The sequence below is a fragment of the Paenibacillus sp. A3M_27_13 genome, from assembly GCF_024213315.1.
GTDB classification, from domain to species: Bacteria; Bacillota; Bacilli; order Paenibacillales; family Paenibacillaceae; genus Paenibacillus; species Paenibacillus polymyxa_B.
Map to the genome: position 1 here is coordinate 969,205 of NZ_JANAVE010000001.1, position 25,065 is coordinate 994,269.

General features: G+C 49.8%; 18 protein-coding genes. 2 read left to right on the forward strand and 16 right to left on the reverse strand.

The window, feature by feature from the left end:
• Positions 1-55: 55 nt before the first annotated feature.
• The 8 genes from NLX82_RS04305 to NLX82_RS04340 all read right to left on the reverse strand — a co-directional run bounded on the left by NLX82_RS04305 (position 56) and on the right by NLX82_RS04340 (position 16,709).
• Positions 56-415: a histidine triad nucleotide-binding protein gene (locus tag NLX82_RS04305; protein WP_025722131.1), complete on the reverse strand. Its 360-nt coding sequence runs from the start codon at positions 413-415 to the stop codon at positions 56-58.
• Between the two features lie 162 nt (positions 416-577).
• Entirely contained in the window at positions 578-1,921 is a 1,344-nt protein-coding gene (locus tag NLX82_RS04310) for an aminotransferase-like domain-containing protein (protein ID WP_028540455.1), read from the reverse strand.
• 328 nt (positions 1,922-2,249) lie between these two features.
• Positions 2,250-2,642, reverse strand: a complete 393-nt coding sequence (locus NLX82_RS04315) for a hypothetical protein (RefSeq protein ID WP_254347509.1) — start codon at positions 2,640-2,642, stop codon at positions 2,250-2,252.
• A gap of 262 nt (positions 2,643-2,904) precedes the next feature.
• Complete coding sequence (locus NLX82_RS04320) at positions 2,905-6,300, reverse strand: AAA family ATPase (RefSeq protein WP_071558465.1); 3,396 nt, start codon at positions 6,298-6,300, stop codon at positions 2,905-2,907.
• Positions 6,297-7,481, reverse strand: coding sequence for an exonuclease SbcCD subunit D (locus NLX82_RS04325; RefSeq protein ID WP_028540452.1), 1,185 nt, complete (start codon positions 7,479-7,481; stop codon positions 6,297-6,299). Before NLX82_RS04325 ends, NLX82_RS04320 begins: the two co-directional genes overlap by 4 nt.
• Positions 7,482-7,509: 28 nt before the next feature.
• Positions 7,510-11,529 (reverse strand): helicase-exonuclease AddAB subunit AddA, encoded by a 4,020-nt coding sequence (addA, locus tag NLX82_RS04330; RefSeq protein ID WP_028540451.1) that lies wholly within the window; start codon positions 11,527-11,529, stop codon positions 7,510-7,512.
• Positions 11,526-15,092, reverse strand: a complete 3,567-nt coding sequence (gene addB, locus NLX82_RS04335; protein ID WP_071558464.1) for a helicase-exonuclease AddAB subunit AddB — start codon at positions 15,090-15,092, stop codon at positions 11,526-11,528. Before addB ends, addA begins: the two co-directional genes overlap by 4 nt.
• 237 nt (positions 15,093-15,329) lie before the next feature.
• Positions 15,330-16,709, reverse strand: coding sequence for a class I SAM-dependent rRNA methyltransferase (locus tag NLX82_RS04340; protein WP_028540449.1), 1,380 nt, complete (start codon positions 16,707-16,709; stop codon positions 15,330-15,332).
• Between the two features lie 143 nt (positions 16,710-16,852).
• On the opposite strand from NLX82_RS04340, the gene NLX82_RS04345 reads away from it, so the two are divergent.
• Positions 16,853-17,875 (forward strand): Na/Pi cotransporter family protein, encoded by a 1,023-nt coding sequence (locus NLX82_RS04345; protein ID WP_069080379.1) that lies wholly within the window; start codon positions 16,853-16,855, stop codon positions 17,873-17,875.
• Here the strand turns inward: NLX82_RS04345 and NLX82_RS04350 are convergent.
• The 5 genes from NLX82_RS04350 to prmA form a co-directional block, all read right to left on the reverse strand.
• Positions 17,865-18,299, reverse strand: coding sequence for an NUDIX hydrolase (locus NLX82_RS04350; RefSeq protein WP_013311157.1), 435 nt, complete (start codon positions 18,297-18,299; stop codon positions 17,865-17,867). The genes NLX82_RS04345 and NLX82_RS04350 overlap by 11 nt on opposite strands.
• Positions 18,300-18,403: 104 nt before the next feature.
• Positions 18,404-19,747, reverse strand: coding sequence for a tRNA (N(6)-L-threonylcarbamoyladenosine(37)-C(2))-methylthiotransferase MtaB (gene mtaB, locus NLX82_RS04355; RefSeq protein ID WP_023989502.1), 1,344 nt, complete (start codon positions 19,745-19,747; stop codon positions 18,404-18,406).
• A 1-nt stretch (position 19,748) separates the two neighbouring features.
• Positions 19,749-20,513, reverse strand: coding sequence for a 16S rRNA (uracil(1498)-N(3))-methyltransferase (locus tag NLX82_RS04360; RefSeq protein WP_071558463.1), 765 nt, complete (start codon positions 20,511-20,513; stop codon positions 19,749-19,751).
• Positions 20,514-20,701: 188 nt separating this feature from the next.
• The gene (locus NLX82_RS04365) at positions 20,702-21,394 is read right to left on the reverse strand and encodes a site-2 protease family protein (protein ID WP_023989504.1); all 693 of its coding nucleotides are present in this window, start codon (positions 21,392-21,394) and stop codon (positions 20,702-20,704) included.
• Between the two features lie 2 nt (positions 21,395-21,396).
• Positions 21,397-22,362 (reverse strand): 50S ribosomal protein L11 methyltransferase, encoded by a 966-nt coding sequence (gene prmA, locus NLX82_RS04370; protein WP_023989505.1) that lies wholly within the window; start codon positions 22,360-22,362, stop codon positions 21,397-21,399.
• Positions 22,363-22,557: 195 nt separating this feature from the next.
• On the opposite strand from prmA, the gene NLX82_RS04375 reads away from it, so the two are divergent.
• Positions 22,558-22,977: a hypothetical protein gene (locus NLX82_RS04375; protein ID WP_023989506.1), complete on the forward strand. Its 420-nt coding sequence runs from the start codon at positions 22,558-22,560 to the stop codon at positions 22,975-22,977.
• A gap of 85 nt (positions 22,978-23,062) precedes the next feature.
• Here NLX82_RS04375 and NLX82_RS04380 read toward each other — a convergent pair whose 3' ends face one another.
• From NLX82_RS04380 to NLX82_RS04390, 3 genes are all read right to left on the reverse strand, one after another.
• Positions 23,063-23,248 carry a YfhD family protein gene (locus tag NLX82_RS04380; RefSeq protein ID WP_023989507.1) on the reverse strand — a complete coding sequence of 62 codons (186 nt, stop codon included), beginning with the start codon at positions 23,246-23,248 and terminating at the stop codon, positions 23,063-23,065.
• A 24-nt stretch (positions 23,249-23,272) separates the two neighbouring features.
• Positions 23,273-23,647, reverse strand: a complete 375-nt coding sequence (locus NLX82_RS04385; protein ID WP_013311164.1) for a hypothetical protein — start codon at positions 23,645-23,647, stop codon at positions 23,273-23,275.
• Positions 23,648-23,826: 179 nt separating this feature from the next.
• Positions 23,827-25,023 carry an NAD(P)-dependent malic enzyme gene (locus NLX82_RS04390; RefSeq protein WP_254347510.1) on the reverse strand — a complete coding sequence of 399 codons (1,197 nt, stop codon included), beginning with the start codon at positions 25,021-25,023 and terminating at the stop codon, positions 23,827-23,829.
• Between the last annotated feature and the right edge of the window lie 42 nt (positions 25,024-25,065).

Below are 25,065 nucleotides of genomic sequence, written 5' to 3' on the forward strand. Positions count from 1 at the left end.
GGCCATTTTTCTCCATTCACATCCGTATTACTGAAAAGACAAGCTCTGTCATTTTTTAAGAATGTGAGTCCGAAATACCTGTCAAGGCACCCAATTTGGCGCCGCCCAGTAAGTGATAATGCAGATGCCCCACCGCTTGTCCACTATCTGGGCCACAGTTGTTAATCAACCGATAGCCAGACTCGGCAATTCCTAACTTTTTCGCAACCTCAACCGCAACACGATGAATCTCCGCGATAAGAGGAAGATCCTCCTCTGTCACAGCGTTCATCGAAGGAATATATTTTTTTGGAATAATGAGCACGTGTACTGGCGCCGCAGGCTGGATGTCATGAAATGCGAGCACATTGTCGGTTTCCAACACCTTCTTACTGGGGATGGTTCCATCCACAATTTTCAAAAACAGATCGTCCATTCAAAACCCTCCTTTGGCAGTGAGCCGATCATAAGCAAATAGACAAAAACAGCCCTTGCTCTCGGCATTCAAAGTTATGTATTTCCCACACTGAATAGAAACATATACAGCCATGTTTGGTTATACTTATGTTTCTTTATGTATCATAACGGAAAAAGGGTCTTAATACCAGTTTCCCTTACTAACTTCCTCTATAATAGCTTTCACCCCTGCATCAATTTGATCCAACTGTGCGCGCGAAATACTTATGCGCAAAAATTTCTCTTGTTCCCTATAGCCTGATAAATAAAAGCCTTTGCCAGCTACAACCTGGATGTTCCTCGCGGAAAGACACTGTACCAAGCGTTCCAAATTCACCGTCCGAGGCAGTTTAAACTGCATATAAACTCCTGAAGTTACAGCTGAAGTCTGAACGTATCCGGCCTGATTGTATCGTTCCACAGCCTTGTTAAGAGCACGAACGCGCTCCGAATACAGTTTATATATCGTGTGCTTGTGGCGTTCATACATTCCATTTTTAATATAAATATCAAGCGCCGCCTGAGACAAAATAGATGTGTCGACATATCTTTTATAAGTGTTAAACGTCTTCAATAGGACTTCTGGCAATACCGCAACTCCTAATCGCAAGCCGGGGAAAATGATTTTCGAGAAGCTTTTCAAATAAATAACATGGTCCGTCTGGTCGTATGCATAAATGGGATCAAAAAGATGATCGGCCCCCAAATCTGCCATATAGTCATCTTCTACGATGTACACATCATATTTGGCGGCTAAGGCAGCTATCGCTTTTCGCTCCTCTGTGTTGTAAGAGACTCCTAATGGATTATGATATCTTGACATGGTATAAAAAAACTTGATGCTCTCGTTCTTAAATTGATTCTCCAATTCCTGAAAATCCATACCTTCCGCTGTCCGGACGATGGTACTGACGGGAATGTTCTCTTCCTCCAGAAAACGCAAATATATATCGTAACTTGGCTGCTCGACCAAAACCTTTTCTTTGCCATTGGGAAACGGCATTTTAGCGAGTATCTCCAATGCCTGCTGAACACCCGAAGTAACGATAATCCGATCCATTTTTGCAAACACCTGAGTATCAGCCAAATGGGAAACCAACGTATGACGCAGTGTTTCCAGCCCTTGCGAATCGCCATAAGTGAACAGATGATATTTGTAGGTGTCAATAGCCTGATTCAAACAATGTTGGAAATCCAGATAAGGGAATACATTCAAATCCGGGGAGGCCGAAGCAAAATCAACGGAGTCTTGAATATGGCTATGGTGTAAATCGCCCGAATTTTCCACTACATAGTATCCACTTTGCGGTATGGAATAGATGGCGTGTTTCTTTTCAAGTTCAGCATATGCCCGCAGAATCGTGCTTTTGCTGCACCTGTATAATTCAGAAGCCTCACGGACCGACGGCAACTTGTAACCTGATTTATATTGTCCCTCGCGAATTTTAAGTTCTATATCCAATAAAATTGAAACGTATTTTTTCACAATATCCTCCCACCTGCTCTTTACATACTCATTACATGCTCATTTCATTACATGCTTATTCCGTCTTATGTTTCTTTACACGCTAGATGTTACCATGGTTTATGAATAAACAGGATACCTCATTTCATTGAACTGTACTAATACAGTTTCAATCATTGGATCATATTCGGGATGTTTTACGTGAAAAAGAGGCTGTTTCTTCATAATGGAAGAAGCAGCCTTGCATGGTGATAATGTATGGATGCGCCTTAAAGTCACTTGTACTGCACAAGAACTGTAGGCGGGAGAGAGCAGGAATTCACTATGTCTGACGACTAAGAAAATAGGATTAGTAATAAGGCAGCAAGCTAATTGCTGTCAACGCTGCAAGTGGCAGAATCAAACGATTAAAGCGACGGCGTCCGTATGGGAACCCATATGCATAAGCGGGTGCTGGATACGGGTACGGAGGATAAGACGCATAGCCACCATAAGCACGGGAGCCGCAGCCACAATTATTAGGCGGATATGGGAGATTAACATTGACATTCTCCATCTCGTCTCCACCCATAGGAACGGCTAAGTATATCTTTTCATCATCCACATGCTCTACAATGCCGTCATACATTGTCCCGTCCTTCACCCATACGCATACATAACGATGCATATGCTTTTGACATAGTGTTTTAGCATCCGTCTGTTCCGGTGCTGTAACTTTTTCGGTTGTCATGCTTTTTTCCATGGTTGTTTCCTCCTAGGCTCTTGCATGTATACCGTATGTTATTCAAAAACGGGCTATTTGCTACATCAAATTGGGCGAATTCCGGCTTGCAAAAAAAAAGAAGCACCCCGGGAGCTCTTGGCAGAGCCCCTCTGAACGGACGTATGATGGGAAGATTTCTTCCGCAGCATACGTCCGCCGGGGTGCTGTATGATTAACTTGTCGGCTTGGCTGTATTATAACAATAGTTTGAAACTGTATCTGTGACCTGTATCACATTGCTTCAAAAAGTTTCCATAACCACACGTGAGCCGCCTCCAGCCTGCTCTGCTGGCAGAACAACTAGCTTGCGCGGAAGACGGGCCCGTAGTTCAGGCACATGACTAATCACACCAACAGACAATTGATCGTGGTGCAGCTTTTCCAGTGAGGTGATCACTGTGTCAAGCAGCTCAGGGTCCAACGTTCCAAAGCCTTCATCCAGAAAGAAAAATTGCAGAGGGTATTGGCCCCGCAATTGAATTTGAGCCGACAGCGCAAGCGCAAGCGACAAGGAGGTCAGGAACGTTTCGCCACCGGACAAGGTCGATACCGGACGTTTGACCCCACCGTTGGCATCGTCACTAATGACAAATCCACCGCTGGAATCTACCTCTAGCGCGTAACGCTGCTTGGTCAGAAAACGCAGGCGGCGTGAAGCCGACTGACTGACCTGCATGAGCTGCTCCTCGGCAATATATTCAACAAAGGCATTGCCGCGAAAAACAGACTGGAGCTTGGACATTTTTTCCGCTTCGCTACGCAAATGTATACGATTGGACTCCAGCTCCATCCAGCGGACGTGCCGATGCTGCAAGTCCTCTAAATCACGCTCAGCCTTGGCGCGATTCTGAAGCGCCTCTTCATCGCGTGCACGGCAATCACGTAGCTGTGCAGTGGCCGTTTCCCACTGTTCCTCTGATACCGTTGCTCCATTCAGCTGCTCTTTGACATGTTTTAAGCGGGAAGACAGCTCTTTTTCCCATTCTCGATGCAAACTCACTTCACGCTCATAGCGTGCGGCTTCTTCCGGTCCCAGGCAGCATTCCATGACCTCTGCTTCCGTAGCGAAGGAGGATGCTTCCAGACGGCTGCCCCAACGGGACTCTGCCATCTGACGTCTTTCTTCTGCCGAGTCGGAGGCCTGCCGGGCAATCAGTGAAGCATGAACGGCTTGCTGCTTGCGTTCTTCCGCTTCGGTACGGCGGCGTGCCGCGGCTTCGGCTCCGTTTTTAAGTCCCAACAGTCGCGAGGTCGCTTCTTCCAGCAATGAAGCCGCTTGGCCATCTCCAACCCACTTTCGGAGCTGTGCTAGCTTTTCACGAAGCGAATCATCTTTGCTTTGGAGCCCTGTACGGCGGGCAATAATGATTTTATCCTCCTCGATGATACTCTGCTGTATCTGTTGAACACGCGCCGCCTTTCCTTCGAGGAAGGTCACACTCGTCTCCAGCCGGGACCGCAGCTCTTCCGCACGCCCGTCGCGCTCCTGCATGGCGCGGTAACGCTCCGCGGCTTCGCCCGGAGCGACATCCGGCAGCTGCGCCGCCCATTCGGCGCGCAGCCCCTCGCTGCGCGTGGTGCATGCCTCGCGCTTGCTGCGTGCCTGCGTCAGCGCTGCAGCTGCTGCCTCCTGCTCGGCGGCAGCACGGATACGCCGCTGCTGTCCGGCGGCGTCTGCCTCGCGCAGCGCCTGTGCCTCGGCAGGCAGCATATGCGCACGTGCGGCTAGCTCTGCCGCAGCACGCTCCAGCGCCGTGCAGCTCTCCGCCCAAGCGGCGGCACCGCGCGGCTCTGCTGGCGCTGCCGCAGGCGTGAAAGGCTCGCCTGTGGCGGCAGCGCCGCTGTCTGCGGTGGCGGGCAGTGCCAGCAAGCTGCGCTGCTCGTGCAGCTGCTGGCGCAGTGTGAGGCGCAGCTCCTGCAAACCAAGCCGCAGGCGGTGCAGCTCATCTGGCGCAGCGGCATCCGCGCTATGCGCCGCGACGACGGCAGGCGCGGGGTGATGCAACGAGCCGCACACTGCGCACGGCTCGCCTTCGCGCAACTCGGCAGCGAGATGCTGAGCAAGACGGCCCAGCTCCTCGGCACGGAGCTCGTGGCGCAGTTGCTCTTCCTCGGAGGCCAGTGACGACATATCGACGGTGATCTCTGCCTCCAACGTCAGCAATGCCTCAATGCCATCAGCTGCCTGTGCAGCAAGGGCAGAACGCCGTGCCTCTGTCTCCTGTGTCTCCTGGTCCGTCAGCTGTAAACGTTCGTCAGCTTGCACAAGCCGATTCTCCTGAGCGGTGTACTCCAGTTCAGCTTCACGCAATTGCTCATTCGCGACTTCCAGCTGTTGCAGCCGTTGCACAGCCTCTTGCAGCATACGCCGCTCATCTGCCCGCACTTCATTTTGCTTTAGCTCCTGTTGAAGCTCTTGCTGTCGCTTCAAGCCTCGCGTCTGTAGCTCTTGTTCCTTTGCGAGTCCTTCTGCATGTTCAGCAAGGGTTTGTTCGCTTTGCACAAGCTCGGCCGCCAGACGTTCCCGTTCGGTCCGCAACGCTTCCGTATCACGCTCCAGTTGAAGCGCCTGCTCTAGTTGGTCGATCCGAAGCAATAGCTTCGGTTCTTCGGCACTGAGTGCTTGCCGGGCCTGCTCATCTGCTTGCGCAGACACAAGCGCAGCCTCCTGCGCGGTAGCGGCCAGGACTTCCATTTCTTCGGCAGTCTTTTGCCGTTTTTCCGCTTCAGCAATGGCTTCCTTCCAATCCGTCAGCGCAGGCAGCAATGCCTCGGCTGCAGTTGCTTGTCGAAGCTTGCGCTCCAGCAAAGCAATGCCCGGCTCCTGTGCTGCCAACTGCTCCAGCTCGTTCGATCTTTGGCTGAGCTCGATGACCAGCTCACGGGTTTTGTTTAGCGCCTCCGATTCACGTGAGACACGCTCTAGCTCGCGACGCGAAGCTTCTGCATTGGCAATCGCCTCTTTGAGACGCAACTCTACATGTTCAAGCGCTTCAGCACTCGCATCCCCCAGCCCTTGCTGCTCCGCCTCTAACGCTTTCAGTGCGCTATCGTTATCTTTCACACGACGGCTTAGCTTCTGTGCAAGTTGATCTCCGTACTTCTCCAGATGGAATAAACGCTGTAGCATCTGTCTACGTTCACTGCCTTTTAAGGACAAGAATTCCGCAAACTTTCCCTGCGGCAATACAACAGCTCGTGTAAAATCGTCCATTTTCAGGCCGATATACTCCTCTACACAGCGCGTCACATCCTGCACCTTATCAGCAAGCACTTCCTCGCCATCCTCTGTTAACGCAATAAAACGGCTAAGCGTATTATTAACCGATACGCCTCCAGCACGTTTGAAACGTCGTTCTACACGGTAACGACGAGGCCCTTGAGCTGACATTAATTCAAACGTAAATGCAACAGACAACGTATCCTCAGCATGATTCATAATGCCTTGTGTACCATTCACTGCCCGCTCCACTTTACCGTACATAGCCAACGTAATGGCATCCAGCAGCGTTGATTTTCCACTACCCGTTGGGCCAAAAATTCCAAACAGTCCAGTTTCGGTCAAATCGTCAAAGCGAATTTCCTGTGACTCCCGGTAGCTTTGCAACCCCGCCAGTTTTAGAAGGATTGGTTTCATGCGTCATCCTCCTCAGCGTGCTCTCTTGCATCATCCTGTTCCACCAGTTCCAGAAACAACTGCACTAATCCGTCATCCGGCTTTGCTCCACCTGTCTGCCGCTGATAGAATGCCCGGAACAACTCATGCACTGGCAGTTCTGATCGTTGGTGCTCCAGCTGTGCGGCAGCCATTTCTGGATACATTGGGCGAATATGAATGATGCCTTCACGGCTTTTGCGCAGCCGCTGAATATCTCCCATCGACATCGCTTCATCCAGCGTAATTTCCAGATCAATAAAGGCATCGGCATCCAGTCCTTCGTCCAGCCAGCGATATACTTCCTCCAGACCTCCCCGTGCACGCCACCTCACTAATGGGCGTCCACTGGTAATATACAGTTCCTCGACCTGAGCAGGCTTGCCAGCAACCACGTCAATTAACGTAACCGATTTGGCTTGTCCGGCTTCGGAAAAGCTATAAGCCAGCGGCGAGCCACTGTAACGCATCAGCCCGTCTCCCTTCACATATTGGGGACGATGCAAATGTCCTAGAGCCGTATACTGTGCCCCAATGCTCAAAGCAGACGGATCTACGGTATACGCCCCCCCGACCTGAATCGGACGTTCCGAGTCCGATTCCAGCCCGCCGAGCACATAAATATGGCTCATCGACAAATTAACGGTGTCAGGCCGAAATGCTGTACCCAGCTGTGACATCAGCAAGCCCACACGGCGGCTGTATGCCTCGCGCAATACTGTTTCATCTCCGTCTTCAGACAATAGCTCGTTCAGACGAGACTCGGAGGGATATGGCAAGGCTGCAATGCATGCCATTTCACCCGTTCGCGGTGTATGAACGCGTACCGCTTCCCCATGGGGCAGTCCCAGCAATGTAATTCCGCGCCCGCTCACCAGCGGTGTGACCGAGGATACCCTTTCCGGCTGATCATGATTGCCCGCAATGACGACTAGTGGTCTTCCTCCAGCCGTAAGACGGGCAGACGTTTCATAAAACAATTGCTCGGCTGCGGCCGATGGATTGACTGAGTCGTATACGTCTCCAGCCATCATAATCAAATCGGCCTGCTGATCGTCAGCCATTTTCGCCAATTCTTCCAAAAACGCCTCCTGCTCCTTTAAACGGCTGCGTCCTTCCAACGTGCGGCCCAAATGCCAATCACCTGTATGCAAAATCCGCATGCTATTCCTCCTCTCCCTATCTATATAACTACAGCCGTACACTCTCTCCAGCTTCTAAAAAATACAGCCACTTCTCAGCAACCTTTTTGCCTGTAATCTCTTCGATCACACGGGCATACAGCTCCAATTGAAATCGATATTGGTCTGTTAAATGGGACAGTGTACGATATTCAGATATCCGATCTGTTTTATAATCTACCAGTACGAGTCCTTCAGGAGTTTCAAATAGACAGTCAATAATCCCGTTCATCAGCACCTTATCGCCGTCCTGTCTACCTTCCGAATCTGTTTCTTGTCCTGGTGACATCGATGGTAAGCTGTGGTTCCAGTAATCGGTTGCCCGCATGGTATAAGTAAACGGAAGCTCTCTTTGAACATGGGATGCTCCCAGCATTCTGCTACCCAGCTCACTAGTGAAAAAGCGTAATATTTTATCCGTATCTAGCGCCTCTGCATGAACATCCAGTAACATACGCTGATTGAGCAAACGAGCCTTGGTTTCCTCAATAACTTCGGCGCTCATCCCCCCATCTAGTGGCAAATGCAGCATCAACGTATGATAGACTGTTCCTCGTTCCGTTGGAGTCAGACGCTGATTCCCCATAAACTTAGGTCTGCGCAAGTGTAATTGACTTCCCCCAGTGTGAGAATCCTCCCGATCCTCCGGTAACTCTGCTAGTAGGGAGGTAGATAGATTCAGCCAATCGTCCGAACCCATCTCCTGCATTTCCAGCCATCTTTTCATCTCAGTAACCGATGTATTGGCTGCCGTCTTGCCAGCCCGTTCATACGGATAAATCCAGGAAAGAGCAGCTTCAATATCCGTTTCACTCTCTTCGTTCAAGTCGATTAGCTCCGCATTTCTCAGTGCTTCTGTCTTCTTTTGGCGCTCTTCTCCCGACACCTCTTCCTCATGATCTGAGTTCACACGAGAGCCGGAAAGTGTTTCCGAGGCCACGATTTTAAATAACCAGTCTGTTCCCGGCATATGTTCCAGCCTGTGATAGTACCCATCCTGATCACCTGCGGCTTCCCTCAACAAAGTAGCAGAAGGATGCCGAATCAAAGCGGGACCTACCCAGTCCAGATAGCTGCGGCCTGCCGCCAGCATATAGTCTGGTAAGACAATTTCCGTATGTTCTTTGGCACGTGCCCAACCCGCTGCGCGCGAAGCGAGATCCTTCACGGTTCCGGTCATAATCAGCTTTTCGCGCGGACGTGTAAGCGCCACGTATAACACCCGCATTTCCTCAGCCAATAGCTCCAGCTGTGAGCGTCGGCGGATCGCTAAATTAGGCAGCGTAGGGTAGCTGACACGATTTTGTTCCTCCACATATTTAGGACCAAACCCCAACTCCTTGTGCATAAGAAACGGCGCATTGAGATCCTGTTGATTGAACATTTTTGCTGTCCCGGCAATAAACACGATAGGGAATTCAAGTCCTTTACTTTTATGAATGGTCATAATGCGGACAGCCTGATCGGGTTCAGTCCCTCCGCTAATTGATCCTAAATCACCGCCTCGCTCCCGTAGACGGGAAATGAAGGTCAGAAATCGGAACAATCCTCGGTTGGACGTAGAAGTCTCATACTGTCTCGCTCGGTCATATAGCGCCCGCAAATTGCTTTGGCGCTGTGAGCCGCCAGGCAGTCCACCGACCCAATCCAGATATCCTGTTTCCTCCAGCACATTCCAAATCAATGCACTTAAGCTGCCTTGTCTGGCTTCATGCCGCCAGGCTTCCAAATTACGCAAAAATGAACGTAGTCGGGCAGACAACGTATTCCCGTCATTTCTATTACCAAAGTCAGATGAAGATAAAGAGTCCTCTGGGAAAATATCCAACTCCATGATGTCAGCTGAAATCCCTTCTTCGCTTTCTTCCAGTAGGTCAGCCTCAGCCGCCGCCAGTAATGCGCCATAAAACAATCCATCCGGCTTCTCCAACCGAATTTGTGCCAGTTCATCTTCGGTCAAGCCGACAATCGGCGAACGAAGCACGGATGCAAGCGGGATGTCCTGCTGCGGATTATCAATAATATGCAGTAGAGACAACATTACCTCAACTTCCGTTGCTTTAAAAAAGCCTGTCGTCTGCTCCCCGGAGGCCGGAATGCCCTCAAGCCGCAGTTCCTCCACAATTAGGGGGGCCCACACGCTTGCGGAACGAAGCAAAATGACGATATCACCGTAGACTGCCGGACGCATCGCTTTTAATCCTCTGTCGTAAATCAACAGTGGTTGTCCAGTGTCTCCGGTCAGTTCTTTAATCCGTTGCGCGATCGCACGAGCCTCTAACTGTGCCGTTTCTAACTCCACAAGCTCAGCCAGCTCACTTTCCTGTAAAGCAGATTCGTCCCCCGTTTCGGACAGCTCCGAAGCCTCGGAAAGACCATGTCCACCCTTATCAACTAACAACAGCTCAGGTGCGTATACAGATGCGGCGTCTTGATCCGACTGGTCGGGATAGGATGCGCCGTGTACCAGCCACGCTCGTTCATCGTACTCAATTTCCGCCACATCCACACTCATAATCTGGCGGAACACCAAATTGACCGCATCGACAACTTCCTCCCGACTGCGGAAATTACGCGCCAGATCAATTAATAAGCCATCTTCCTGCTCCTGCATGCCGTACCGTTGATACTTATTCAAAAACAGACCCGGCTCCGCCAGCCGAAACCGATAAATACTCTGTTTCACGTCGCCCACCATAAAACGGTTACCCGGTTCCTCCCGTGATACCAGCCTGACGATATCTTCCTGTACGGTATTCGTATCCTGATACTCATCCAGCAGCACCTCGTCGAATTGCGCCTTGTATTCGAGCGCAGCGTCGGAAGGTAGTAGCTTGTACGGAGTAGAATCGGGATGTCGTAATATTTTCAGACAGTAATGTTCCAAATCCCCGAAGTCCACCAGCCCTTTTGACTGCTTGTGATGTTGAAATCGTTCCCCGAATACAATCACGGTTTCTATCAATTCGTCCATCAGCGGAGCCGCGGCGTGCAGCTCCTCCCAATAGGCTTCTGCTCTCCTGCCAAACAGGGAAGCCTTCATATCTGTAATCATTTTTTTGGCTGCTTCACGCAGCGTTTTAACCCGTTCCTGCAATGCAGGCTCGGTCTGATCTTTTTTGACGGGCTTGAGCTTACCGAAGGAAGCTGTCTGAAAATGATCATATAGAGATGCCCACGGCTGTGTCTCCAGCTCCTGTAACAATCCCTTCACCATCGCCGCATCCTCTTGCAGCGTCACGGCATAAGGTGCAGGACCGCCAGGCTGCATAGCTGTTTCATGCGCCTGTTCCAGCAAGCTCGCTGCTCCACGCAATGAAAGTGCAGCATCCGCCAAAATACTGCGAACCCAGGGAGTCTCTCCCAAAGCGGCTACATCCTGTACACGAAATGCTGCCGCTGTCTCCCGCAGCCAATGTTCTGGCCAAGGATGACTTTGAGAAAAATCATACAGCCGCTGAACAAGCACGTACATTGCATCATCGGTGCGTTCTCCACTGAACCAGTCGACCAGTCTGCGGAATGTACTGCCTTCATCATGAGCCTCATATTTCTCCTCAAACAGTTCTTCTAGAAGCTCCTGACGCAGCAATTCTGTCTCATGCTCATTCATAATCCGAAAACCGGGATCAAGGGGAATGGCCTGATAATGCCTGCGGATGACCTCCATACAAAATGAGTGAAGCGTCGTAATCGAGGCCCGATTCAGCAACGATAGCTGGCGGCGTACATGCTCACTTTCCGGTTCCTGCTCCAGTACACGTTCCAACGCTTCGCGTATCCGTTGACGCATTTCGGCGGCGGCAGCCTTCGTAAAGGTCGCTACCAGTAACCGATCCACACTGAAGCCGAGCTGGGGATCGACGATTTTACGAATAATACGCTCTACGAGCACCGCTGTTTTACCAGACCCTGCCGCTGCCGCGACCAGCATGTTATTACCAGATTCCGAAATTGCACGCCACTGGTCATCACTCCACATACTGCCTTCCGGCTTCGGCATGCCTTTAGTGTTTGACGTGCCTATCATTGGTCCATTCCTCCTTTCCCTTCCTGTGTATGACCCAGCAGATTCCAGATCTGATCCTTACCGGGTTTACCCCATTGATTGTAGCCACTACCGTCCAGACTGTCGTCAAATTGACAAACAGGCTTAAAAGAACAGAAGGTACAAGCCGTCTCTTGCTGGATACGATAAGGTTCAATGGCCACATCGCCCTCTGTCATCCGTGTGCCAATCGTCCGGATATTATGACGTACCGAAGCTAGCAGGCTGTCCCACTGTTCCGGCGAAGCAACCGAAGCACTGCTATAAAAACTGCCGTCTGCTTTCACCGCAACAGGTAAAATAGAGGAATATCCCTTGTCCAATGCTGTATCCATTTGCCCAACTACATCCCGATCCGCGAGCAATAATCCCTTCATCTTAAAACGTTTTAAAAGCTCCTGACGGGCCTGTTCTGCGCTAAGACCGTTAGGCGACTGCAACATCGGATTGTGGACGTGAAAATACAGTGTACCCGCTGGATAAGCTGTCTCGCCCAACCATTCCTCCGCCGCATTCAGCAGCACATCCAGGTAGGTGAGCATCTGCAAGGACAGGCCATAGTACACTTCATGCAGCTTGAGATCCTTTTGGCTAGATTTGTAATCGATGACACGCAAAAGTAACCCCTTTTCTCCCTCTGCCACATCTACACGGTCAATCCGTCCGACAATTTCCATTACAACGCCGTTATCTAACCGGAAGCTTAACGGAGGAAGCTGCTGACCCGGCCCAAAGTCTAACTCCAGCCCAATCGGCTCAAAGCTACCTCTTCGCGCATGTTCACCTAAAATCAACGAGGCACGGCTCACGATGTCTTTCAATTTACGCAAAATGTAGCCATACCGCTTGGAGCTCATTAAAATCTCGCCTTGCAGACGAGGAGCCAAACGCTCCACTGTACTTTCCGCCTCTTGGCGGCATTCCTCCGTGCTGAGACTGCCCCAGCTGACATTGCGTTTACGCAAATTGATCGCCATCTCTCCAAGCGCTGCATGAAATAATTGTCCGATATCCGGGGCCTTCAGGCGATACATTTGACGTTCCTTCAAACGAAGACCGTGAGAGGCAAAGTGCGAAAATGGACATGCCACAAAACGTTCCATACGAGATACGCTGGTACGCAGCTTGCTGCCGTACAGACGGCGGCTCGTTTCCTTCTGCATTTCGGCATGGTTCTCGTAAAAAAGTGAGGTCAACAGCTGACGCAGCTTGTCCTTCTCACGCCCTTGCTGGCTTGCGTACCAGTTATATACCTCCCACCAAGGGGATAAAATGTCACTGCCACGCCGCCAATGCCGTAATTGCGCAATGAGCTGCGGTAAAGCCTCGGACGGATGAGAAGCATACTCCCATTGCGTCGTCCAAGCATCCCCAGGCAAAGGGTATCCAGCCAGTGGACGCTCGTCCAGACTAGGAAACAGGTGCCGCACATGTCGTACTAACTCAGACGGCAGCAACGACTTCCCTTCTTCATCAGTCACTGCATAGCTCATCCACAGGCTTTTACCGGCTGAAGTAAGGGCCGTATAAGCGAGAAAACGTTCGTCCAACAGACGTCTTGTCATATCCGGCGCCAGCTCTACGCCTCGTTCGTTTAATGCCGTACGCTCCTGCTCATTCAGCACACCGTCCTCATGGAACACAGCCGGCATCACACCTTCGTTCATACCTAGTACAAAGGCATGTTGAATACCGGACACACGTGTACGGTCCGTGTTTCCGACTAGAACCTGATCCAGAGCTGGCGGAACAAGTCCCATACGGAACTCAGCCAATCCCGTTTCCAGCACACCCGCAAACAAAGAGGTATCCAGCCTCTCATCACCCATCATTTCGACAATTTGATCCAGTAGTTCAAGCACCGCATCCCATACTTGACGATGCTCCTTCGCCTGCTCAGGTTTTCCTGCTTCCTCTGCCTGATGAATGAAGGCGTCCAGCTTGTGGCCGATTTCTGCATCCTCCAGTAACAGATATACCGCTTCACACTTCTCAAGTGCAGTTCGTGCCTTGCCGACACGTTTCTCAAACGCACGTAAAGGCGTCACGATCACATCCCGGCACAGTTCCATCAAATCCAACGTTTCATCCCGTTGACGGCTCCGTTCCTGCTCCTCCAGCTCCAGTGACAAGCTGGGCACAGCCTGCCACGGGCGACCGTCTGTCCAACGGCTGCCTTGTATTCCGCAGGCTAGTACATAGTTTTCCAAACGGTCCATCTCCTCACGACTTACCCGACCATCCAGCGGCAGGAGAAGGTCTGTTTTGACCGCACGGAATACATCCTCATATCGCCAACGACGCTGCACGATATCCAGCGAAGCCCGAATCAATTCCACTAAGGGATGATGCAAAACACTTCTCCGCTGATCCAGAAATACTGGAACCTCATATTGTTTGAATATCGGTTCCACCCATGGCTCATAATCTTCAATATGACGTACAAACAGGGCCATCTCCCGATAACGAGCGCCCTCATCTCGGGCCAGACGACGCATTTCGCGTACAGCCCCTTCCAGCTCTGCACGGCGATTAGCCGCAGTGTACAGTTTTATGCCTTCCGGCTGTTCTTCTGTCCACTGCTCTCGTAGCTGCTGCAGCCGCATCCATTGTTCCTGATTCCGTAACCCTGTACGATGTTCAAAGTTAGCCTCCAAATACGCCAACGCCGGACGCTCCTTAAATCTCGGCAGCGGATCAGGGCGCAGTAATTGTGTCTGCGTCTCTATCATCAGCTCGTCTGCCATTCCTTTGAGCTTTACATACGTAGCCGCTGAGGGATGAAACAAATCCAGCTCATGCGGAAGCTGTCCGCTCTCGTAGCTGCGGTTGCAAGTCAGCGCCACCGTCAACGAAGAAGCGTGCAGCATAAGCTGCTCCACCACCTTGTATTCATGTGGTGTAAACCTGCGGTAGCCATCCATCCAAATATCTGCCCCACGCACAAGGGAAGACTCAGCAATCTGTTCTGCCAGCATGCGCAGCGTATCTTCACCGTCAATATATTTAAGCGTCAGCTCTCGTTCAAAATCCTCATAGATTAGACTGATATCTTTGAGCTTGCCGCGCAAAATCGGAGTTGACTCTCCAGCAGCGTTCATTCGCTCCAGTTGCTCCGGTACAGACCGAGTATCATTTCCATACTGCTTTAGCTCCGTAAACAATGTATTCAACCGATCCACAAAGCCGAGCTGGTCTCCCGAATCCTTAAACAAACTCAGTTCATCCTTGCGACGACGAATAATTTTATATAAAAGCATCTTCTTGCCTTCTTCCGTTACAGGCACCAGTGCTGAACCCCCGGTTTCCTGCATAACTAAATAGGCAAGACGATGAAATCCCATCACTTGGGCGCGCACCGACCCCTGAATACCGTTTCCGGCTTCTGTAAGTAACGCATGCTCAGAAGCAAATGACGATTGCTCCGGTACAAGTAACAGCATAGGCTTACCTAGCGGCTCCTCGCGTAACATAGACGTCATTTCATTGCGGATTAACGTACTTTTACCACTCCCAGAGCGGCCAATCAACAAGCGAACCGACATGATGCGGCCTCCTTTCCAACGAACAACATTCTATTAAACAGTATAGCATATCAGGCAAGGGAGAAAAGAACGTACGTTTGCCATGTTGTAGCAATTCTTCCTCCCTCTAAAAAAACAAATCAGTCCCGCAGATTGGCTTGGTGCATGCCTTCTCTACAGGACTGATTTATACCTAAACGAGTCTATTTTACCTATTTAATCACCAAAAAGGCGATTGACTTTGACCTTGTATGAAACCTACAGCTGTGTCCGGCTGCGCACCTCAAAGATGGCGAATTTCAAGTAATGGCCTTCCTCCACACCCAAAATTTGAGGATGGTCTTTACCAGCCGCTCTCCAGTCTACCAGACGAAGGATTTTGCCGGCATCTGCCGCCGCTTCCTTAATGGTATCTAAAAACAACTCTGGCCGCATATGGAACGAGCAGCTCGCAGTCACCAGATAGCCGCCCTCATTGACCAGCTTCATCCCGTGCAGGTTGATATCTTTATATCCACGTGTAGCTCCTTTGACAGCGTTCTTCGTTTTGGCAAAGGCTGGCGGATCAAGAATGACCACGTCAAAGGTGCGTCCGCCACCTGCTGTCAGCGGCTTGGATGTATCTCCTTTGCCCCCGGCTCGTGCATTGCGTTCCTCTACACCTTTCACTTGATTGCGCAAATATTGAAAAGCATCGTCGACGACAAACTCGACGCGTTCCTCAAAACCGTTCAGCTTGACATTATCCCGCGCACTTTCAATCGCATGCTCAGAAATATCAAGACAAGTTACTTTTTTAGCACCATGTTTACATGCATTGAGCGTAAAGCTTCCCGTGTGCGAAAAACATTCCAATACGGTTGCGCCATCCCAGAATGGGAATTCAACAACCTTACCACTTTTATTCACTGGCTTCATGACCGTTGTGCCCGCATCCCCTGAGTCTGCAGCTACTTCTTGTAGCGTAATTCCACTACGTGCTCCCCAACCTGTCATCAACGGTGCTATGGCCGCACGATTTTCACGCTGGTCAAAGAAATAACCCGTCTTCTGGCCCTCTACAATATCAACCTTGATTTGCAGGCCATTTTCCGTCACTACCACATGACGCGGACAATCACCGTACAAAGGACCCTTCGTTTGTTCCAATCCTTCCAGCTCACGGATGGATACATCACTTCGCTCATATATACCAACAGGACCCACTACTTCAACGAGCGCATCCCTGATTTCTTCCCTGCGCCGATCCATGCCAAGCGTTAACAACTGCACGACTAACACATCACCAAATCGATCTACAATCAGTCCAGGCAAAAAATCAGCCTCGCCGTACACCAACCGATAAGCGTTTCCCCCGGTCACAAAACGTTCGCGGTGCTCCAGACATTTGCGAAAGCGTTGGGCAAAAAAGTTTTGATCCATTGCTTCCAGCGGCTCGTAGGACATCACACGCACTGTAATTTGTGAAGCTGGATTATAGTAACCTGTCGCCAAATAACGCCCCTGATGGTTAACGATACTGACCAAATCGCCTGCCTCTGGGTCCCCTTCGATCTTGGCTATTTCGTTTTTAAACACCCAAGGGTGTGCGTGCTCCAGCCTTTTTTTACGGCTGCGTTCTAATATTACTGAAGGCAAAATCCTTCACTCCCATTCTTGGATTACTCAAAGTCCTTAATATCGTTCCGTAAAAAAGAGCTCAGCCATGCTTGTCATGGCTGTCCCCGACAGATCATAGGCTGTTACATAAGTATTTTCACCTAGAAAAGGGGGCTATGCCCGTGTTTATACATGTTATACTCCCACTGTGCGGCGGGCTGTTTATTTTTTTGGGCGGGATGAAGCTGATGGAAGCAGCCCTCCGGCATTTGGCCGGTCCCTTCCTCACCCGCTGGCTGAACCGCGCCACAGTTTCACCTTGGCGGGGCATGCTGTTCAGCTCAGGCATTACGGCCCTGCTGCAAAGCAGCACCGCCGTAACGGTGCTGACGATCGGACTGGTCAACGCCGGGCTGTTGACCTACGGCCGCACGCTCGGCATCATTCTCGGCACCAATATCGGCACCTGCCTGACCACTGAGCTGATGGGGCTCCAGCTTGGCATGCTGGCTGTTCCGCTGCTCTGCGGCTCACTGCTATGCTGGAGCACTGCCGTCCTGTGGGGTGAAGCTGTCCCCAGTCGCCAGTATGCGTCCGCTGGAGCTTCACCCGGCTCCAATGGGCTTAGCCGTCCGCAGGCTGTACAATATATCAGCCTCGTCTTTGCTGGATTTTCGCTGATTCTGGCAGGTATCCGCGTAATGCAAACAGTCGGCCCCTGGATTGAGCAGGCCGGACTATTCCGCTGGTTTCTTGATCACGCTGCGGCCAACATGTGGTGGGCCTTCGCTGCTGGAGCCTGTCTGACCGCGCTGGTTCACAGTAGCGCAGCCGTCATTGGCATGGCGATTAGCCTTGCCGCTGCGGGAGCCTTGCCAGCCGATGTGGGGATCGCCATCGTCATCGGCTCCAATGTAGGCACCTGCGTAACCGCCCTGATTGCCGCTGTTGGCGGCAGCGTGTCCGGCAAATTTGTGGCCTGGTCCCACGTGCTGCTGAACGTAGGCGGAGCCTTGCTCTTTATGCCGTTGATCCCTAGTCTGGAGATGGCCGCTGCCTGGATATCTACCGAGCCCGGAGCCAAGGTAGCCCATGCCCAAACTCTGTTTAACGTTATTAGCTCTCTGCTGGTTTTGCCTCTCTGCTATCTACCTGTGTGGACGCGTTTAGAGGATCGTATATCTCCCGACAGAATCAAACGTTAATTCCTAGCATGGACAGCGCCTTGCTTAAAATGACATCATTATTGTCATATCCACCCTGGCGCTGGAGACGCCATGCTTCCTCAGGCGTATGCCACGCAACTCCTTTAATTTCTTCGATCTGTGCCTGTAAATCCCCATCCAGTGCCTCTACGAGATAATAGTGTACTTCTTTATCTACTTCCCCAAATTCTGGATGCTGATACGTATAAGCAATCATATCTACATGCTGGATAATCCGCCCGTTCAACCCTGTTTCCTCGCGAATTTCACGTAAAGCCGTCTGTTCGATTGTTTCTCCCAACTCCATTTTCCCTTTAGCCAAGGATACCTTACCATATCGGTCAGTAATGAGCTGAATTTCAAGCTGCTCCCCCTGTTTGCGAAACACAACGCCGCCTGCGGAAATTTCCTTTTTTGCTGCCATCCTGTAATCTCCCTTCCTTGCGCAACAAGGATTCCGTCCTCTCTGTAAGGAAAGGCGAAATCCTTGTCTGCCATCTCTATTGCCTGTTCAGGCTTTTTTTGTTCTTACAGAGCTGTTTGCAGCCCATTCTCTAGTACGCGGACCAATTGGCCCTCACTTTCATTAATACCTGCCTTCGTCAGCTTCACGCGGCATACCTTGCCAACCAGATCCTCAGTACCTTCAAACGCCAGTTGGATATAATTGTCACTATATCCATGGAGTATGCCGCTATCTTCGGTCCCTTTCGGCGCAACTTCCGGAATGACCTCCAGCACCTGACCTACAAACTTCTCAGCATACGCCAGTTGCATTTGCTCTGACAGTTGTATCAGCTCATGCACTCGTGCATTTTTCACGTCTTCGTCCACCTGATCCTCCATACGCGCCGCAGGAGTTCCACTGCGCTTGGAGTACGGGAACACGTGCATTTCTGAAAAATCGATTTTTTTCATCAGCTCATAGCCATTGCGGAACATTTCATCCGTCTCCCCAGGGAAGCCGACAATCACATCCGTAGTAATCGCTACATCTGGCATTGCCTTGCGAATCATAAGCATTTTGTTATAAAACTCTTCTGTCGTGTACTTGCGACGCATCCGTTTCAACACGGTGTCGTCCCCCGCCTGAAGCGGTATGTGAAAATGACGAACCAGCTTGGTGGAACGGTTCAGTACATCAAGCATTTTTTCATCAATCTGGCTGGCTTCAATCGAACTGATACGGATACGCTCCAGCCCTTCCACCTTCTCCAGATCCCACAACAGATCAGATAGGTCATAATTATCCATGTCGTCACCATAACCCCCAGTGTGGATACCTGTGAGTACAATTTCCTTGTAGCCTGCGTGTACCAGTTGACGCGCCTGTGCAATAATACTCGCAGCATCACGACTACGGGATAGACCCCGCGACCACGGAATGATGCAGAAGGTACAGAAGTTATTGCACCCATCCTGAATTTTCAAAAAGGCCCGAGTATGATTAGCAAAATCAGGCACATCCATTTCCTCAAATACACGCGTTTTCATAATATTGCGCACGGCGTTCACCGGTTGACGCGTTTCTTGAATTTCCTGCACGAACGGAATGATTTTGTCCCGATCCTGAGTCCCGATAACGAGATCTACGCCAGGAATATCCATAATTTCGGCAGGAGAAGTTTGGGCGTAACAGCCCGTCACTGCCACAATGGCATCTGGATTCCGGCGAATCGCGCGGCGAATGATCTGACGACTCTTTTTATCACCGGTATTCGTAACGGTACATGTATTGATAAGATAGACATCAGCAGTCTGCTCATCAAAGTCCACCTGTTCATAACCTTCATTTTTAAACAGCTGCCAGATCGCTTCTGTATCATAAAAGTTTACCTTACAGCCCAATGTGTAAAATGCCACTGACGGCATATTAAACCCCTCCCATTTCTCCTGTCTCATATAAAATGCATGCCAATGCAGCCATTCCTGCGGTCTCCGCACGCAAAATACGTCTTCCCAGTCCTGTAGACTGTGCCCCGGCCTGCTCGGCCTCCAGGCTTTCCGCTTCAGTAAAGCCGCCTTCCGGGCCTACCACCAGCAGAACTCGCGGCATGTCCGTCGACGCCCATTGTCCTGCCAAAGGCTGGATTACATCCCGTAGCTGTTTACCCTGCTCTTTTTCATAACAATAACATATCAAATCATACCCAGCAAAAGAAGCCAGAAGTTCTTTCCACGTCATGGGCGCGCTAATTTCTGGAATCCGGTTACGGTGGCTTTGTTCAGCCGCTTCCTTCACAATCTTGCGCCAACGCTCCAGTCGCTTGCCTTCTTTTTTGGCATCATACTGCACGACCGTACGCTCGGACAAAAACGGTACAAACCCGGTTGCTCCGATTTCTGTACATTTTTGCATCACCGTCTCCATCTTGTCTCCTTTAGGAAGACTCTGAGCGATAGTGACCTGCACATGCGATTCAGAGGTCATCTTCAGCGGCTCAATAATCGTCGCCGTAACATGATCCTGCTCAATCGTATCCAATGCAACCAGCGCTTCCCTAGATATCCCGTCACTAACTATAATTTTGTCACCACTACGGCCCCGCATGACTTTAGCGATATGTCGCGCGTCCTCACCCGCAACAATCACGTGATCTTCTAGAAATTGCTCTGCCGGAATAAAATAACGCTGCATTCTCTCTCACACCTATTCCTGGATTTTGCAAAATCCTCATTCTAAAAATAACTGTTATCCACTAACGTTCCGTACAAAATCCGAATAAATCACCAAGCAACATCATATCATCTTTTGCGCCTGTATGACCAGTCTGTTCCCTCTTCCATTCAGGTTATACCTACCTATTCTCGTAAAAAAAGGAGCCCTTAGGCTCCAAACAATCCAGTGATATAAAAAGAGAACTGCAAAAACTGTATATAAATCATCTGGGCCAGCGTGTAAAGAGGTTCAATTGTTACAGCTCGAACCTGCGGAATGACCAGGATAAGCAGAAAAATAAAGATCGACCACTGTTCAAATTGCTGAAGTTTACGGCGTACAGGAGTGGGGGCCACATCTTCCACAATCCGGTATCCATCCAGTGGAGGCAGTGGGATCAAATTAAAGATAAACAAAAATAGATTTAAATTGATCAGAGCATTGATAAACAAATAGATTGCTTGAGCTACCCGTTGGTTCTCCATCCCCGGCAATACTTGAAAATGAAGGAGCACGGCATAGATCAAAGTAGTAACAAATGCAAGCAGCAGATTGCTCAGCGGACCCGCAGCCGATACGATAATGCCCATGAGGCGCGGACGGCTAAAATTGTCACGATTAACCGGAACTGGCTTGGCCCAGCCAAAGCCTCCGATCAACAGCAGCAGCGTACCCAGCAGGTCAATATGCACTGCCGGATTTAAAGTCACGCGCCCAAGTAACTTGGCCGTAGGGTCACCAAATTTATTGGCATAATACGCATGTGCAAACTCATGAACCGTGAACGATATGATCACAGCCAGTAAATAAAAGGGAAGAACATTTAAATTTACACGAAAGATATTTTGTAGAAAATCCATACTTACCTCTTTCTCGCCACAAACGCCAGCCAATCTTCATCCCGGCTTATTTCGGCAATCTCAAAGCCAGCTGCTTTCAAAGCAGTTTCGACAACCTCTTCTTTGTTCTTCCAAATCCCTGAAGCAATATAAATACCACCTGGTTCCAGGGCTTTATATACATCATCAATGAACAGCAGAATAATCTCTGCCAATATATTAGCTACCACTAGCTTGACCGGTAACTGGATACCCAGCGTTGGATCGCTTGCATTAAGCACAGATAGCAAATCACTTTCTTTAATGGTGATGCGTTCCTCCAGTCCGTTCAAACGCGTATTTTCCCGCGCACTGGATACTGCCACCGGGTCCAAATCCAAGGCAAGTACATGCTTCGCTCCCAGCTTTACAGCTCCAATGGCCAAAATACCGGAACCCGTGCCGACATCAATAACTTCTTCTCCACCCTTAATCACAGACTCCAGCGTTCTCAGACAAAGGGATGTCGTAGGATGCGTTCCGGTCCCAAAGGCCATACCAGGGTCCAGCTCAATGATTTTTTCCTCTTCACTCGCAGGCTCATAGTCTTCCCAAGTGGGTTTAATCGTCAGACGGTCCGACACACGCAAAGGCTTGAAATATTGCTTCCAAGCATTTGCCCAGTCATCCTCATCAACTGTTTTCAGCTCATACTGAACCTCACCCGGATCAATATCGAAAGTTCTCAATTCTTCGACGCGCGGCTCAATCTGCGAACGAATACGATCCATATCCACTTCTTCGGCAAAATAGCCTTTGATGATCGCTTGTCCTTCAGGTATGTCGTTCAAAGGCCGATCATACCACTGTCCATAGGACGTATCCCGCGGCTTGTTGAGCGAACCGGATTCTTCAATGGAAACCCCTCCTGCACCTGCTTCGTGCAGAAAATTCGAAATCATTTCGATGGCTTCTTCGGTTGTATGTATTGTAATTTCATTCCACAACATGGTTTTCATTTCCTCCTCATTTCACATGCATACATTACATTGTACTATATACATGCACAGGAGTTCAAAAAAGCTAATATTATCGAAGTTCAAAATATTTTTTGTAGAGCTTGTATATATTGTCCACTCTTTTAGTCCAAGCACCCTTAACTCTAGTACATACAATACAATATACTAGAAAAGGAGTGATTTAGTATGGCAAAGACGGTGTTAGATTATAATGCCAGTGTTATTACACCTATCACTAATGGTATAAATCTTCCTGTTCCGATTTCTCCAGCCGGACTTGGAATTGCTACGACGTCTGTATTTATTGATCCTGCTATTTCTGGAGCTGTCAACAACCGAGTAGAGTTAAAAGCCTCGATTGGACTACGCTTTGTCGGTGCCGGCAACATTAGAGTGCTTGTACGGATTTGGAGAGCCGGCAAGGAAATTTATTACGGACTGGAATCCAATGTCTTCGATAACAATATTATTCTTAATGTCGAAACGGTAGACGTTGCGCCTCTGGGCGTACAAAACTACCAACTGATTATTGAAAATCAAACGCCTGCGACTACTGCTTTCGTCGCCGGTCCTCTTGTTTTTAGTGCAACAGCATACAGCGGATAATGAATAGAAAAAGGAAAGAACACAAATAAGACGGGCTATCCCACAAATCATCCTTATTAATGGAGATAACCCGTCTTATTAAATTCTACTCATTGTCGATTATGATACGCTGCTGACGACGGTCAGCTACTTCGCTACGCCGGATCGCTTCTAGATCCTCAGCATCTGCCTGATCTGCCGAGAACTCTACATCTTCATTTTTAGCAGATTGCATGCGTTTGATTTTCTCCGTTTTGGTCAGCACTTTATCAAACCGTTTGTTTTTGGACATCGGTCACTACTCCTTCCAAACTTTTCACAGCATTCCACCCGCTTGTTCCACGATGGACATCGCCTGATGATGAATGGATTCATCCACCACAGCAGTCAACAAAATATCACGGCCCGTCGGTCCGCCCTGTCCTCCATCACTCATGCCACTGGCGGACGGATCAGCTGCAGCCAGTATTGCTGGAGTTGCATCTGTAAAGTCCACGCCCTGTGTCAGTGAGGACAAGCTGCTAATCTGTCCTGAAAATACAGGCAATCCGGCGTTGCCAGTAGACTGCCGCGGATACCGGCTAAATCGGTCTATCGACACATCGGCTACCCGGAGAGCTTCCAGTTTTCTAGCGGCTCCCTGTGCTTCCTCAGGACTTTTGAAATACGCCAAAATATTTTTTTCGCCCATCTCAAAATCTCCCTGTGTAGTATTGAGCGCAACTGCTCTTCAAGAGCATAGAGCGTTACGCTTTGTTATATCCTGCTCATTGGCGCGATTTTATATTCCCTACGAAGGCTAGACGGATCAGGCGGTATCGAGAACAGCAGGCCAAGACTGTGAACCATAGTTTGTGAAGAATATAACTTTTACGGGTGTAAAGTAGCAGCCGGAGCTTCACCTGACTTGGCCACTCCTGTCTCCCATGCAGCACGAATGACAGCATCCCGTACCTTTTGAACCACCTTCGGATTAAAAACATTCGGTATGATATAAGTTTCACTTAGCTCCTCAGGACAGATCGCATCAGCGATGGCAAGTCCGGCAGCCAGTTTCATTTCCTCATTAATCGTCGTAGCATGGCAATCTAGAGCACCCCGGAAAATTCCCGGGAAGCACAGCACATTGTTAATTTGATTTGGAAAATCGGAGCGGCCAGTAGCAAGCACACGTACATGAGGTGCGGCTACAGCCGGATCAATTTCCGGCTTCGGATTCGCCATGGCGAACACAATAGGATCAGTTGCCATGCTCTGTATATCCTCCACAGTCAGTATATTCGGGCCTGACACACCGATGAATACATCAGCTCCCACAATCACATCGGATAAACTTCCACTTAAATTGTGCGGATTAGTCATGTTCGCATACTCTGTCCAATGCGGGTTACTGTACTCCACGTCACGATGAATAGCTCCCTGTCGATCAACGCCAATCAGATTGCGTACACCTGCCTTAAGCAGCATACGGGAGCAGGCCATACCCGCCGCACCGATCCCTGCAAATACAACTTTGACATCCTCCATTTTTTTGCCACATACCTTTAATGCATTGACCAGACCCGCTAATACAACGACTGCCGTACCATGCTGATCATCATGAAATACTGGAATGTCCAGTTCCTGCTTCAACCGTCTCTCGATTTCAAAACAGCGTGGCGAAGATATATCTTCCAAATTAATGCCGCCAAAGGCAGGAGCAATCATTTTGACAATTTGAACAATTTCATCAGCGTCCTTCGTGTTGAGACAGATTGGGAAGGCGTCAACACCTGCAAATTGTTTGAACAACACTGCTTTACCCTCCATCACAGGCATAGCCGCCTCCGGTCCGATATCTCCTAATCCAAGTACCGCAGTTCCGTCTGATACGACTGCTACTGTATTCTTTTTGATCGTTAATTGATACGCTTTGGCTGGGTCATTGGCGATTTCCATACAGATTTCAGCTACACCCGGCGTATAAACTTTGGACAGCCCCTCCATCGTTTCAATTGGCTTCTTTGGTAAGGTCTCCATTTTGCCACCTTCGTGTAATTCTCTAATTTCATCTATTAAACTGCTCATATTTTTCTCCGTCCTTCCATGTCTCTATTTGGATATGAATCT